This window comes from Chromobacterium sp. LK1, assembly GCF_001043555.1.
Taxonomy (GTDB): domain Bacteria; phylum Pseudomonadota; class Gammaproteobacteria; order Burkholderiales; family Chromobacteriaceae; genus Chromobacterium; species Chromobacterium aquaticum.
The window spans coordinates 114,679-127,285 of sequence record NZ_LDUI01000008.1 but is presented as its reverse complement, the minus strand read 5'-3'; the positions used below and the strand labels follow the sequence as shown (position 1 = coordinate 127,285).

15 protein-coding genes are annotated in these 12,607 nt (G+C 61.3%); 4 read left to right on the top strand and 11 right to left on the bottom strand.

Features of this window, described 5'->3' with window-relative positions; all coding sequences use genetic code 11:
• The first annotated feature begins 216 nt into the window (after positions 1-216).
• A complete protein-coding gene (locus tag VI26_RS05235; RefSeq protein WP_048408684.1) occupies positions 217-852 on the top strand; it encodes a pyrimidine 5'-nucleotidase in 636 nt (211 codons plus the stop codon).
• A gap of 52 nt (positions 853-904) precedes the next feature.
• Here VI26_RS05235 and VI26_RS05230 read toward each other — a convergent pair whose 3' ends face one another.
• The 4 genes from VI26_RS05230 to VI26_RS05215 all read right to left on the bottom strand — a co-directional run bounded on the left by VI26_RS05230 (position 905) and on the right by VI26_RS05215 (position 4,829).
• On the bottom strand, positions 905-1,969 hold the full coding sequence (locus VI26_RS05230; protein ID WP_048408683.1) for a PotD/PotF family extracellular solute-binding protein: 1,065 nt from the start codon (positions 1,967-1,969) through the stop codon (positions 905-907).
• Positions 1,970-2,056: 87 nt separating this feature from the next.
• Positions 2,057-2,851 (bottom strand): ABC transporter permease, encoded by a 795-nt coding sequence (locus VI26_RS05225; protein ID WP_231580958.1) that lies wholly within the window; start codon positions 2,849-2,851, stop codon positions 2,057-2,059.
• Complete coding sequence (locus VI26_RS05220; RefSeq protein ID WP_197081389.1) at positions 2,844-3,737, bottom strand: ABC transporter permease; 894 nt, start codon at positions 3,735-3,737, stop codon at positions 2,844-2,846. The genes VI26_RS05225 and VI26_RS05220 overlap by 8 nt, the downstream gene beginning before the upstream one ends.
• Positions 3,738-3,743: 6 nt before the next feature.
• Positions 3,744-4,829, bottom strand: coding sequence for an ABC transporter ATP-binding protein (locus VI26_RS05215; RefSeq protein WP_048408681.1), 1,086 nt, complete (start codon positions 4,827-4,829; stop codon positions 3,744-3,746).
• 60 nt (positions 4,830-4,889) lie between these two features.
• Between VI26_RS05215 and VI26_RS24315 the strand changes: the two genes are divergently transcribed.
• On the top strand, positions 4,890-5,048 hold the full coding sequence (locus tag VI26_RS24315; protein ID WP_156183751.1) for a hypothetical protein: 159 nt from the start codon (positions 4,890-4,892) through the stop codon (positions 5,046-5,048).
• Positions 5,049-5,103: 55 nt separating this feature from the next.
• Here VI26_RS24315 and VI26_RS05210 read toward each other — a convergent pair whose 3' ends face one another.
• A complete protein-coding gene (locus VI26_RS05210; RefSeq protein ID WP_048408680.1) occupies positions 5,104-6,159 on the bottom strand; it encodes a PLP-dependent cysteine synthase family protein in 1,056 nt (351 codons plus the stop codon).
• A 101-nt stretch (positions 6,160-6,260) separates the two neighbouring features.
• Positions 6,261-6,881, bottom strand: a complete 621-nt coding sequence (locus tag VI26_RS05205; RefSeq protein WP_048408679.1) for an OmpW family protein — start codon at positions 6,879-6,881, stop codon at positions 6,261-6,263.
• Positions 6,882-7,032: 151 nt separating this feature from the next.
• Between VI26_RS05205 and ubiD the strand changes: the two genes are divergently transcribed.
• Positions 7,033-8,508, top strand: a complete 1,476-nt coding sequence (gene ubiD / locus VI26_RS05200) for a 4-hydroxy-3-polyprenylbenzoate decarboxylase (RefSeq protein ID WP_048408678.1) — start codon at positions 7,033-7,035, stop codon at positions 8,506-8,508.
• Positions 8,509-8,561: 53 nt separating this feature from the next.
• Here the strand turns inward: ubiD and VI26_RS05195 are convergent, their stop codons facing one another.
• Positions 8,562-8,825, bottom strand: a complete 264-nt coding sequence (locus VI26_RS05195) for a hypothetical protein (protein WP_156183750.1) — start codon at positions 8,823-8,825, stop codon at positions 8,562-8,564.
• 47 nt (positions 8,826-8,872) lie between these two features.
• On the bottom strand, positions 8,873-10,612 hold the full coding sequence (locus VI26_RS05190) for a hypothetical protein (RefSeq protein WP_156183749.1): 1,740 nt from the start codon (positions 10,610-10,612) through the stop codon (positions 8,873-8,875).
• Positions 10,613-10,807: 195 nt separating this feature from the next.
• On the opposite strand from VI26_RS05190, the gene VI26_RS05185 reads away from it, so the two are divergent.
• Positions 10,808-11,164: a 50S ribosome-binding protein YggL gene (locus tag VI26_RS05185; protein ID WP_048408675.1), complete on the top strand. Its 357-nt coding sequence runs from the start codon at positions 10,808-10,810 to the stop codon at positions 11,162-11,164.
• 83 nt (positions 11,165-11,247) lie between these two features.
• Here VI26_RS05185 and VI26_RS05180 read toward each other — a convergent pair whose 3' ends face one another.
• The 3 genes from VI26_RS05180 to VI26_RS05170 form a co-directional block, all read right to left on the bottom strand.
• Positions 11,248-11,847, bottom strand: a complete 600-nt coding sequence (locus VI26_RS05180; protein WP_048408674.1) for a YdcF family protein — start codon at positions 11,845-11,847, stop codon at positions 11,248-11,250.
• A gap of 79 nt (positions 11,848-11,926) precedes the next feature.
• On the bottom strand, positions 11,927-12,166 hold the full coding sequence (locus tag VI26_RS05175; RefSeq protein ID WP_048408673.1) for a DUF2164 domain-containing protein: 240 nt from the start codon (positions 12,164-12,166) through the stop codon (positions 11,927-11,929).
• 77 nt (positions 12,167-12,243) lie between these two features.
• A complete protein-coding gene (locus VI26_RS05170; protein ID WP_048408672.1) occupies positions 12,244-12,606 on the bottom strand; it encodes a hypothetical protein in 363 nt (120 codons plus the stop codon).
• Between the last annotated feature and the right edge of the window lies 1 nt (position 12,607).

Here is a 12,607-nt window from a genome sequence, read left to right as displayed (position 1 = left end):
GAGGAGGCGAACTATACGTCAGCCCCCTAAACCCGTCAACACCTTTCGTGAAAGATTTTTGACAAAAGAGGCCTCTCGCAAGCTATCCCCATGATTTATATTGAATCATCCATATGAAGAATTTCAGCGTAGCCGCCATGCACTGGTAGGGACTGTCGCTTCCGGCTTGAAAATCCGATAATTCCCCTCCTCGTCCGCCCTTCAAGAAGCACGATCATGCGCAACAGAAACTGGATTTTCGACCTGGACGACACGCTGCACCACGCCAGCGGCGGCATTTTCGCCCACATCAGCCATGCGATGTCCGCTTATATGATGAAACATCTGCAAGTGGACGCGGTGGAGGCGCGCTTGCTGCGGGAGCGCTACTGGGCGCAATACGGCGCCACCATGCATGGCCTGGTCACTCACCACAATATCGATCCACACGACTTCTTATTGGAAACCCATAAGCTGGATGAACTGGAACAATGGCTGTTCGCCGAGCACAATCTGGCGGAGTCGCTGCGCGCGCTGCCGGGCCGCAAGGTGATTTTCTCCAATGGGCCGCATCACTATGTGACGGGCATTCTGCAGCGCCTGGCGATTGAGCGGCATTTCCACTCCATCTATGGCGTCGAGCAATTGGACTATGTGCCCAAGCCGCACATCAGCGCTTTCCGCAAAGTTCTGGCGCAAGAGCGGCTGGACCCGCGGCACTGCATCATGGTGGAGGACTCGCTACCCAATCTGTTGACGGCGAAGAAGCTGGGCATGAAAACGATCTGGGTCAGCAAGCAGGTGCGGCGTCCTGCTCACGTGGACATCCGTGTCGCGTCCATCGGCGAGTTGGCGCGTCGGCGCTGGGACTGAGAATAAAAAAAGGCCGGAATCCCGGCCTTTTCTCCTATATAGAGTATCGCGCTTACTTCAGCTTGATCTCGGACCACACCTTGTTCAGCTCGCGGCGGTCCTTGGCGTTCAAATCCTTCAGCTGTTGCAGACGCGGCAGTTCGCCCGCGGTCGGGAAGATCGCGTGCACCTTGGTCAGCTCCGGTTTGACGAATTTGCCGGCCGCGGCGTTGGGATTGCCCGAGCCCATATCGTTGGTCAGACCGGAGGCGTTCTTGCCGTCCAGCATGAAGTTGATGAACTTGTAGGCTAGGTCCTTGCGCGGCGCGTCTTTCAACACCACGAAGTTGTCCAGCGACAAGGTATTGCCTTCCTTCTGCAAGGAGAAGTTGACGCCGAACTTGCGGCCAGCCTTCTTGGCATCCTGCTGCGCCTGGTACATATCGTTGGAGTAACCGAAGGCGACATAGATATTGCCCACGGTCAGTTCCTTGATATAGCTCTGGTTGTTGAAAGCGGCCCAGTAAGGCTTGGCCTTCAGGATCACGTCGCGCGCCGCCTTCCAGTCCGCCGGATTGGTGGAGTTGGCCGGCTTGCCCAGATACATCAAGGCGGCGGACACCAGTTCGCGCTGAGAGTCCAGCACGGTGATCTTGCCCTTGAGCTTGGCCAATACGGCCGGATCGAAGATCAGCGCCCAGCTATTGGCCTTGTCCAGCAAGCCCAGCTCTTTCAGCTTGGTTTCGTTGTAGCCCAGCAGCGTGGTGGTGAAGGCGTAGGGGACCGAGTACTGGTTGCCCTTGTCGAAGAAGCTGTTCAGATAGCCGGCGTTCAGGTTCTTGAAGTTGGGCAGCTGTTTTTTGTCCAGCGGCTGCGCCTTGCCCTGCTTGATCAGCGCCTCCACCGCGAAGCCGGTCGGCACCACGATGTCGTAGCCTTTGGCGCCGGCTGCCAGCTTGGCCAGCATTTCTTCATTGTCGCCGTAGAAATCCTGCACCAGCTTGCACTTGCAATAGGCCTCGAAATTCTTGGCGGTGCTTTCCGACAGGTAGTTGTTCCAGTTGTAGAGATGCAGTTCTTCCGCTGCATACGCCTGAGCAGATACGGCCAGTGCAAGCGTCACGAGGACTTTTTTCATTGCGGTTTTCCTTCTATTTGCACGAGTGCATTGCGACTACATGAAAAACCGGCCGGCTCCCTTGTCGCCCGGCCGGGGCCCTACGACTCAGCCATTGGCCCGCAGCGCGCTGGGCGACACGCGCGAGGCGATGACGATCAGCACCAAGGTCAACAGCATCAACAAACTGGACACCGCGTTCACTTCCGGCGTCACCGCGATCTTGATCATGGAGTAGATTTCCAAGGGCAGCATGCTGGCGCCGGCGCCGGCGGTGAAGAAGGTGATCACGAAGTCGTCGATGGACAGGGTGAAGGCCATCAAAGCGCCGGCGATGATGCCCGGCTTGATGATGGGCAGGGTGATCAGGCGGAAGGCCTGGAACGGCGTCGCGCCCAGATCGCGCGCCGCTTCCACCAGGCTGTCGTCCATGCCTTGCATCCGCGCGCGCACCACGATGGCGACGAAGCCGATGCAGAATGCAATGTGGGACAGCAGGATGGTGATCAAGCCCAGTTCCAGGATGCCGATCAACTGGTTGACGATGACGAAGAAGATCACCAGCGACACCCCCATCAGCAACTCCGGAATGGCGATGGGCGTCAGCACCAGGAAGGGCAGCAGGCGCAGCTTGTAGCGGTGCATCGCGATGCCGGCCAGCGTGCCCAGCACGGTGGCGCAGGCGCTGGCGATGATGCCGATGATCAGCGAGTTGGCCGCCGCGCTCAGCATTTTCTCATTGTGGAACAGCTTGTCGTACCACTTGAGGGTGAAGCCCACCCACTCCGCATTGAGCCTGGAATCGTTGAAGGAATACAGCACCACGATGACCAGCGGCAGATAGAGGAAGGCGTAGGTCAGCATGGCCGATGCCCACAACCAACGCGATTGTTTCTTAGCCACGTTTCTTGCCTCCTCTGCCTACCAGCGCGCCCAGCGCCGCGATCAACAATACGCCTCCGGTCAGCATGATGGACAGCACCGAGCCGAACGGCCAATCGCGAGTGTCCAGAATCTGCTGCTTGATCAGATTGCCTATCATGATGGAGTCGGTGCCGCCCAGGATGTCCGGAATCGCGAACATGCCGAGCGCCGGAATGAACACCAGCGCCGAGCCGGCGAACACGCCGGGCAAGCTCAGCGGCCAGGTCACGCGCCAGAAGCGCTGCCAGGCGTTGGCGCCCAGGTCCTGCGCCGCGTCCAGCAAGGCCATGTCGTGCTTTTCCAGATTGGCGTACAGCGGCAGCACCATGAAGGGCAGGTGCACATAGACCAGGCCGACGATGACGGCGAACGGGGTGAACAGCAGACGCAGCGGCTCGAAGCCCAGCGAGGTCACCACCACGTTCAGCATCTTGGTGAACGCCGATTGCGGCCCCAGGATGATCATCCAGGCGTAGATGCGGATCAGGAAGTTGGACCAGAACGGCAGGATCACCAGCAGCAGCATCAGGTCGCGGTATTTCTTGCCGGAGCGGGCGATCAGCCAGGCCAGCGGGTAGGCCATCAGCAGGCACACCACGGTGGTGGTCGCCGCGTAGCCGGCGGACTTGATGAACAGCTCGATATAGAGCGGCTCTTCCACCAGACGGCGGAAGTTGTCCAGGGTCAGGTCCCAGACCAGCTTGCCTTCCTCGAGGTAATACATCGGCGCGAGGCCGCCGTAATCGCCCGGATTGCGGAAGGCAGCCACCACCATGATCAGCGATGGCACCAGGAAAAACAGGACCAGGTAGACCAGCGGCGGCCACGACAGCGCCCACTTGCCGAATCGATCTCGAATCGCCATGCGCGTTTACTCCGTCAGGAAGCTGCCGGCGTCGAAACGCCAGGCCAGTTCCACGATGTCGTTGTCGTCAAAGAACTTGGCGACGCCGGGAATGCTGTTGGGCAGCATGGCTTCCACCATCACGCCCTCGCCCACTTCCACCACGTAGAGCGTGACGTCGCCCAGATACAGGCAATCGTGGACACGGCCCTTGAAGTGAGCCTCGCCCTCGTCCGCCGGCAGGTTCTTGTCCAGCTTGACCTTCTCCGGACGCAGCGCCAGCCAGCCGGTCTGACCTTCGCGCACATCGGGCACCGCCAGGCAGCGCACTTCGCCGCAGCCCTTCAGATCCACCAGCATGGTGTCGCCGTCCACGCGCTTGATCTTGCCTTCCAGCACATTGCACTGGCCGAGGAAGTCGGCGACGAAGCGATTCTTGGGCTTGCTGTACAGGGTTTCCGGCGCGTCCAGTTGCTCCACCTGGCCATGGCTCATCACCGCGATGCGGTGGCTGAGCGCCAGTGCCTCCCCCTGATCATGGGTGACATAGACGAAGGTGATGCCGACTTCCTTCTGCAACTTGATCAGTTCCAGCTGCATTTCCTCGCGCAGCTTGGCGTCCAGAGCGGACAGCGGTTCGTCCAGCAGCAGCAGCCGCGGGCGATCGACCAAGGCTCGGGCTATGGCCACGCGCTGACGCTGACCGCCGGACATTTCATGCGGATAGCGATTGCCGAACTGGGTCAGGCGCACGTCTTCCAGCAATTCGTCCACCTGGGCGTCGATCTTGGCCTTGTCCCACTTGGCCATCTTCAGCGGGAAGGCGATGTTCTCGCGCACCGTCATGTGCGGGAACAAGGCATAGCTCTGGAACACGGTGTGCACCGGACGCTTTTCCGGCAGCACATGCGACATGTCTTGGCCGTCCAGCAGGATCTGGCCGGCATCGGGCTGTTCGAAACCGGCCAGCATGCGCAGCAAGGTGGTCTTGCCGCAGCCGGACGGGCCCAGCAGGGTGAAGAATTCGCCAGCCTCTACCGACAGGCTGACATTGTTGACCGCCGTATAGTCACCGAAGCGCTTGACGACATTTTTGATTTCAAGGAGAGCCATCTATCTTCCCCGCCCAAGAAAAAGGGCGCCAGTTTAACAAAAAAGATAAAGCTGGGGCCGTTGAAATCCCTTGAAAATTCAAGACCTCAGCGTATTTTTTCCATCAAGCGGACCAAGCGTTTTGCGCTGGCCGGTAAGTTGCTATTTTCTCAACAAAAAACGCTGCGCCGCTCGGCGGTTTTCGATGCGGCGCAACATGGTTCCACTTCAGATAATTGATGCTTTTTGACAACAACTGTCGGCATCTCGCCGTCTACGAGCCGCCAAACAGTGCTTACCACTGCCCTTCATTGAAGAAGCGGCGGTAGCGCTCCACCCAGGGCGAGATATCGAAGCCGTTGGCTTGCAGCCATTCGGGCTTGTAATAGCTGTCCTGGTAGCGGTTGCCGTCATCGCAGATCAGGGTGACGATGGAGCCGCTGCGGCCCTGCTTGCGCATCTGGCTGACCAGCTCGCACACACCGTAGAAATTGGTGCCGGTGGAACCGCCGCAACGACGCCCCAGCACTTCTTCCAGGAAGTGGATGGCGGCGTAGCTGGCGACATTGGGCACCCGGATGACTTCGTCGATGACGGTGGGAATGAAGGACGGCTCGACCCGCGGCCGGCCTATGCCTTCCACCCCGGATCCGCCTTCGCAGCGGCAGTCGACGCTGCCGGTGTGGAAGCTGTCGTAGAACACCGAATTTTCCGGGTCCACCACGCAGACCTTGGTCGCCAGCTTCTGGTAACGCACATAACGGCCGAAAGTGGCCGAAGTGCCGCCGGTGCCGGCGCCGCAAATGATCCAGTCCGGCACCGGATTGGGCTCGTACGCCATTTGGGTGAAAATGGTGTCGGCGATATTATTGTTGCCGCGCCAGTCCGTCGCGCGCTCGGCATAGGTGAACTGGTCCATGTAATGGCCGTTCAGTTCCTGCGCCAGGCGTTTGGATTCGTCGTAAATGGTGGCCGGATCGTCGACCAGGTGGCTGCGACCGCCATAGAATTCGATCGCGCGGATTTTTTCCTGCGAAGTGCTCTTGGGCATCACCGCAATGAAAGGCAGGCCCAGCAAACGGGAAAAATAGGCTTCGGACACCGCGGTGCTGCCGCTGGAAGCCTCGATGATGGTGCTGCCTTCGCGTATCCAGCCATTGCACAAGCCATACAGAAACAGCGAGCGCGCCAGCCGGTGCTTGAGGCTGCCGGTGGGATGGGTGGATTCGTCCTTGAAATACAACTGGATCTCCGGCACGCCGGGCATCGGCAGCGGGATCAAATGGGTGTCGCTGGAGCGATTGAAATCGGCCTCTATCTTGCGCACCGCCTGGGCAACCCAATCAGTCATCTTGCTTCTCCAGTGTCTGAAAGTTCTCAAGCGGCCATTCTAACGCGACAAGCAAGAAAAAACGCCCCGCAGGGCGTTTTGGGCTCGTAAAGGTTTTACGATCAGAACTTGGTGCCGAAGCCGATACCGAATACCCACGGGTCGATCTTCAGTTCGCCCAGTTTGGCGCCGCCCAGTTGATCGGCGGTCACGTCGGTCTTGATCCAGATTTTCTTGACATCCAGGTTGACGAACCAGTTCTTGTTGATCGCGTAGTCGGCGCCCAGTTGCAGCGCCGGACCCCAGCTGTTCTTCTTCACGCTCAGGTCGGTTTTGGCAGCAGCTACGCGCAGGCCTTCATTGTAGAAGCGGGTGTAGTTGATGCCGGCGCCCACATAGGGACGGAAAGTCGCGTCCGGCGCAAAGTGGTATTGCAGGGTCAAAGTAGGCGGCAACACCGACACCTTGCCGACGGAACCGAAGGCATTGGTGGTGATTTCGTGGCGAGTAGTGCCCAAAATCAGCTCGGCGCCGATATTGTTGGTGATCATATAGGTGAAGTCGACCTCAGGCGCCCAGCTGTCCTTGGCATCGACCGTCAGGCCCGGCACCGCGCCAGAGTTGCTCCAGCTGGCGGAGGGGTTAACATTGATCACGCGGAAGCGCGCCAGGATATCGCCTTGAGCGGCGAAAGCGCTGGCGGAAACCAGGCCGATCATTGCGGCGAGAGCAAGCTTTTTCATATTGGGTTCTCCTGTCATGTTTGGTCGAATGCAGGCCGGCGGTCTTGCTGCCATCGTTGACTTTGCTTACAGGCAGCAGTAGCGTTCGGCGTCCGGTGGCAGATTATCCAAGCACCAAATATCAAACTTTGCGCCAGATCATGAGACGGTCATGAAATATGCAGATTTACGGGAGTTTGTCTCCCAATTGGAACAACAAGGGCTGTTGAAACGAATTGCGTCCCCGGTCTCCCCTCACCTGGAGATGACCGAGATCGGCGACAGGGTACTGAAAGCCGGCGGCCCGGCGCTGCTGTTCGAACAGCCAGTCAAGGACGGCAAGCGCTTTGATTACCCGGTGCTGGCCAATCTGTTCGGCACCCCGGAGCGGGTGGCGCTGGGCATGGGCGCCGCCGATGTGATGCAGTTGCGCGAGATCGGCAAGACCCTGGCTTACCTGAAGGAGCCGGAGCCGCCCAAGGGCTTGAAAGACGCCTGGGACAAGCTGCCCTTGCTGAAGCAATTGCTGTCGATGGCGCCGAAGGAAGTCAGCAAGGCGCCGTGCCAGCAAATCGTCTGGGAAGGCAATGAGGTTGACCTAGAGCGGCTGCCCATCCAGCACTGCTGGCCCGGCGACGTGGCGCCGCTGATCACCTGGGGGCTGACCGTGACCCGCGGCCCCAACAAGAAACGCCAGAACCTCGGCATTTATCGTCAGCAGCTGATTGGCCGCAATCGCGTCATCATGCGCTGGCTGGCCCACCGCGGCGGCGCGCTGGATTACCGCGAATTCTGCCAACAGCATCCCGGCAAACCTTACCCGGTAGCGGTAGTGCTGGGCTGCGACCCGGCCACCATCCTGGGCGCGGTGACGCCGGTGCCGGATACTTTGTCCGAGTACCAGTTCGCCGGCCTGCTGCGCGGCAGCCGCACCGAGCTGACGAAATGCCTGGGTTCGGACCTGCAAGTGCCGGCGCGCGCCGAGATCGTGCTGGAAGGCCATATCCACCCCGACGACACCGCGCTGGAAGGCCCTTACGGCGACCATACCGGCTATTACAACGAGCAGGACCGCTTCCCGGTGCTGACCGTGGACCGCGTCACCATGCGCGAAAACGCGATTTACCACAGCACCTACACCGGCAAGCCGCCGGATGAACCGGCGGTGCTGGGCGTGGCGCTGAACGAGGTCTTCGTGCCGATACTGCAAAAGCAGTTTCCGGAAATCGTCGATTTCTACCTGCCGCCGGAAGGCTGCAGCTACCGGATGGCGGTGGTCAGCATCAAGAAGCAATACCCCGGCCACGCCAAGCGGGTGATGATGGGATGCTGGAGTTTCTTGCGCCAGTTCATGTACACCAAGTTCATCGTGGTGGTGGACGACGACGTCAACACCCGGGACTGGAAGGAAGTGATCTGGGCGATCACCACCCGCATGGACCCGGTGCGCGACACTACCTTGATCGAACATACGCCTATAGATTATCTGGACTTCGCCAGCCCGGTGTCCGGCCTGGGCGGCAAGATGGGCCTGGACGCCACCAACAAGATGCCCGGTGAGACCAGCCGCGAATGGGGCGTGCCCATCGTGATGGACGAGGCGGTCAAGCAACGCGTCGATGGGATGTGGCGGGATTTGGGTCTGTAGGCCCGGAATGAAACCGCCTGGCTTCCTCATGAGGCCAGGCGGTTTTTCACGACTCAACGCGGCTCAAGCACTTCCGCCTGCAGCAGCACGGCCTCGCGCCCCAGCAGCGGGTGGACTTTGAACGGCCCGGCCCGATAGCGGATGCGCGAACCGGTCCGCTTCTTCAACGCGGCCACTTCCGTAGCCCCCAGTCCCTTGCCGTCGACAGCGGGCTGGATGACGAAGGTGCCGCCATCCCCCTTTTCCACTCCTAAACGCACCAACGGCGGCGCGCCGACGGCGACCAGGGTGCCCTCCTCCCACGGCGGCAACGACATCGCGCCAACTCCGGCGCAAAGGCCTAGCCACAGCAGCAGCCCGCGCATCATGGCTTGACCAGGATCAGATGGCTGTTGGCCGGCACCGTCACCCGCGCCACGCCGCGCGACAGCGGCAGGCTCTGCTTATAGGTTTCCGCCGTCGCCAACGCGCTCCAGCCGATTTCCTGCGCCTGGAACGGCGCCGCCGGCAACAGCAAGCTCTTGCCATTGGGGAAGTACTGGTTGGCCGGCAAGCTCAGCGTTTTGGCCGGGAAGCCATAACCGTTGGCCGGGTTGCCCCCCAGCGCCAGCGTGGTGTTGAGGCGCAGCATCAGCTTGCCGTAATCGCCGGCGCCCACCGCGCGCAAACCATCGTTCAAGGCCGCCTCGCCGGTATTGGCACCGGTCACCCACGGCTTCATCACGCCCGCGCCGAACTGGTGCAGCATCTGCATGCCCGCCGCCAGCGCTTTCGGGTAGCAAGTGTAATTCGATGCCGCCACGCTCCAGCCCTTCAGATTGCAAGCCGGCCGGCGCAGGAAGCTTTCGAAGTCGCCGCCGCGGCGCAGGTCCGGATGGGAGTTGGCATCGCTGCCGCGGCCGCCGGTGAAGGTGTCCGCCGACACCAGATAGCCCATGGTCTGGGCCGCCAGCTCGTTTTCCCATACCGTGGGCTGACCGGAACCCGGCGGCTTGCGCAGTATCTTGTTGTAGGCGTAGAGCACGTGCAGATATTCGTGCGCCAGCGTGGACAAGGCCAGGCTGGGGCCGTTGCCCTTCATGCTCCAGTTGCGTCCCGGATCGGCCTGGGCGAAGGTATCCAGGTCCACGAAGGTGGCCAAGGCCTGATTGCTCTTGCCCACCACATCGCGGCACTCTTGGTCGCCGCCGCACATGGCCGGCGCCGCCGACGCCAGCAAGGCATTGGTCCAGCGCACATAGCCGAGCAAGCGGCCGCCGCCGGTCTGAGTCGGGTCGTTCAAGCGGCTCAGCACCAGGTGCACGTCCTTGGTGTCGCCGGGCAGAGCCAGCGCGCGCCAGCCCGGATCGATGTCATTGCCCCAGGGCTCGCTGACGACCGAGGCTTCCAAGGGGTAGACGCTATTGGCGAAGCGCTCGGCCAGCGCGTCGGCCTGGTCGCTGCCTACGCTGACGTCCAGCCCGTCCTGCGCCCAGACATAGACCTTGCCGCCGCCATTGGGCAAATCCCGCATGGCTTGCAGGCTGGTCGCGCTATCGCTGTCCATATCGTGCCAGACTCGCTTGTCGCCGATTGCGTAGCTGGCCGCCTGCAAGCTGGCCTGCTCCGCCAGCAGCCGGTGCGAACCAGCGCTCCGCAGCGATAAGGCGCCGGAGCGGGCCGCCGCGCCAACCGCGGCCATCACCGCCTGGCTTTCCGCTTCCAGTCGTTCCGCGGCGGCGTCCGATCCGCCGCGCAAGCCGGAAGCGGCCAGCTTGGCCTGGCTGGAGGTGTCGCCGGAGCTGACGCGCGACACCACCATCTGCCAGGCGGCGCTCAAGGGATTGCCGCTGATCGATACCGTTTGCGCCAAGGTGCCGGTATTGGTGTACTGGTAGACGGAACCGGACTGCGCGCGGCCGGCCGAGGCCGGCAAGCGGCACACATTGCCCGAGCACGCCAAAGCCGCCACTTCCGCGCCGTCCACCGCCAGCATCCTGCCCGATGCCGACGCTCCGGCGCCGGAGCCGCCGTTGCCGGCGCTACCGCCGCCGCCCCCGCCGCCGCATGCGCTCAGCAACGCGGACATCACGGATACCGCCAATATTGTTTTTGTGCTTTTCATCCCTGTAGTCATCCATTTCATGTATTGAGAATGAGAAAAAATACTAATTCCATTCCAATGGCAATGACTACGGCAAATAATTACGTTTTTATATGATATTTGTTTAGTTAAAGTGACAGAAACCTGCGTACAGCTGACGGAGCGCAAAGTCGGCAAGCCTGCTATCATCGCCAGGTCTTTGAATAAGGAGCTGTAATGTCCCTGCGCAATCCCAATTCCCCCCATCGCCTGAGCCGCCTGAAAGTCCGTCAACGCAAGAAAATGCGCGTCGGCGAATTCCGCGAACTGGGTTTCCATTTGATCGCGCTCTTGCATGAAGGCGCGGATTCCGAAGCGCTGCTGGACGCCTGGCTGACCCAGGTGGACGATGCCGGCATCAGCTTCGGCGGCCATTTCGACAGCGCCGGCAAGCTGGAAGGCGTGGCCTTCCCGGTGGGCGAAATCAAAATCAGCGACGAGCTGCGCCAGCAATTGCTGTCCTGGCTGCAAGCCCGCGCCGAGGTCAAGTCGGTGGAAGGCGGCGAACTGATCGATCTATGGCACCACCACTGATCCGCCTCCGCTCGACGTGAAAAAACCGGCTTATAGCCGGCTTTTTTTATGCCGCGCCGCAACGCTTCGCCATTCCGGCGAACTCAAGATAGCTTGCGGAACACGCGGTAGCCCAGGTAAAGCCAGGTTTCCCTAGCCAGGAAACGGGACCAGCTGGACAGGGTGCGGTAGCGGCTGGATTGGGTTGGCGCCGGATAAGCCACCAGGCCGATATCGGTGGCCATCAGCACTGAACGACGCATGTGCAGCGGGTCGCTGACCAAGAGGAAGGAGCGGATGCCGAACTGGCTGCTCAATTCGCGCGCGTTCTCCAGGTTCTGCCAGGTGGTGCGCGACTGGTTTTCCGCCAGCATCGCCGTCATCGGCACGCCTTGCTTGGCGGCGAAATCACGGCCGACGTCGGCTTCGGACGGATAGCCCGGTTCCGGCGTGCCGCCGGTGAACACGATCCAGCGCACCTTGCCGGACTTGTACAGTTTGACCGCGTGATTGATGCGCTCGCGGAACACCGGGGACGGGCGCTTGCCCCAGGCCGCCGCGCCCAACACCAGCGCGGCGTCGGCTTGCGGTTCGCTTGCGTTGCTGCCGAAATCGACAATGCTCCAGGCCACATAACTGAAGCCCAGCACCACCAGCAGGATTGCCAGCAGGAAGCCTTTCAACATCAAACGCAAGTAGAGCATGGGTACCGCAAGTGTGAAATGAGAGACTGAACGATTGTACCCGCAAACGGGATGCAAACGGCAAAGAGCAGTGCGGCGCTTACTTCTCCAGCTCCCAGATCGCCGCCTGCAAGGATTCCATGCGCGCGGCCAGCGCCAGTTGCGCGTCGTCCAAGGCCTTGTTGTAGATATCCCGGCCTATCTTGTCGGCGATGAAGTCCAGCAGGAACTGCGCGTCGAACTGCCCCAGCTCGAAGCCGAACTGCTGCTGCGCGTACTGCTGCAGCTGCGGAGCCAAGGTTTGCAACTGCGCCGGGGTCAACATCGAGTGATTAGCCATGGCATGCCGCCCTGTGCGATTCGAAAGCCGCGATTATGGCGGCTAATCGCCGATGCCGAAAGCGCTTTTTCCCACCCTCAGCACCGACAGGACAACTCCCTGCCCCAGCGCAGCAGACCTTGCCGCCACTGACGCTGGCTTTGCAGCTGCCAGGCCAGCAGAGATTGCAGCGCCTCGCTGCGCCATAGCGGATGCGCGCTCATTGCGTCCAGCAGGACGGAAGCGGCCGCGCTGTCGTCGTAGCACAACGCGATCCAGTCGGCGCCGGCGCGTTGCAGCAGGCGGCGCAGCTTGGCCGGCCACGGCGCCGCGCCGCGCAGCACCGTCGCGCCGTGAAAACAGCCGGAGCGCAGCCACTGCCGCCGGCCGCGCCACTGCTCGCCGCTTAGCGCGTACAGGCCGCGCGGATATTCCAGACCCCACCATAGTGCCGCATTCATA

What these genes read in the sequence shown, in the direction of transcription:
- VI26_RS05235 (WP_048408684.1), top strand. Translation starts at nt 217, where the DNA reads ATGCGCAACAGAAACTGGATTTTCGACCTGGACGACACGCTGCACCAC.
- VI26_RS05230 (WP_048408683.1), bottom strand. Translation starts at nt 1,969, where the DNA reads ATGAAAAAAGTCCTCGTGACGCTTGCACTGGCCGTATCTGCTCAGGCG.
- VI26_RS05220 (WP_197081389.1), bottom strand. Translation starts at nt 3,737, where the DNA reads ATGGCGATTCGAGATCGATTCGGCAAGTGGGCGCTGTCGTGGCCGCCG.
- VI26_RS05215 (WP_048408681.1), bottom strand. Translation starts at nt 4,829, where the DNA reads ATGGCTCTCCTTGAAATCAAAAATGTCGTCAAGCGCTTCGGTGACTAT.
- VI26_RS05210 (WP_048408680.1), bottom strand. Translation starts at nt 6,159, where the DNA reads ATGACTGATTGGGTTGCCCAGGCGGTGCGCAAGATAGAGGCCGATTTC.
- VI26_RS05205 (WP_048408679.1), bottom strand. Translation starts at nt 6,881, where the DNA reads ATGAAAAAGCTTGCTCTCGCCGCAATGATCGGCCTGGTTTCCGCCAGC.
- ubiD (WP_048408678.1), top strand. Translation starts at nt 7,033, where the DNA reads ATGAAATATGCAGATTTACGGGAGTTTGTCTCCCAATTGGAACAACAA.
- VI26_RS05195 (WP_156183750.1), bottom strand. Translation starts at nt 8,825, where the DNA reads ATGTCGTTGCCGCCGTGGGAGGAGGGCACCCTGGTCGCCGTCGGCGCG.
- VI26_RS05190 (WP_156183749.1), bottom strand. Translation starts at nt 10,612, where the DNA reads ATGAAAAGCACAAAAACAATATTGGCGGTATCCGTGATGTCCGCGTTG.
- VI26_RS05185 (WP_048408675.1), top strand. Translation starts at nt 10,808, where the DNA reads ATGTCCCTGCGCAATCCCAATTCCCCCCATCGCCTGAGCCGCCTGAAA.
- VI26_RS05180 (WP_048408674.1), bottom strand. Translation starts at nt 11,847, where the DNA reads ATGCTCTACTTGCGTTTGATGTTGAAAGGCTTCCTGCTGGCAATCCTG.
- VI26_RS05175 (WP_048408673.1), bottom strand. Translation starts at nt 12,166, where the DNA reads ATGGCTAATCACTCGATGTTGACCCCGGCGCAGTTGCAAACCTTGGCT.
- VI26_RS05170 (WP_048408672.1), bottom strand. Translation starts at nt 12,606, where the DNA reads ATGAATGCGGCACTATGGTGGGGTCTGGAATATCCGCGCGGCCTGTAC.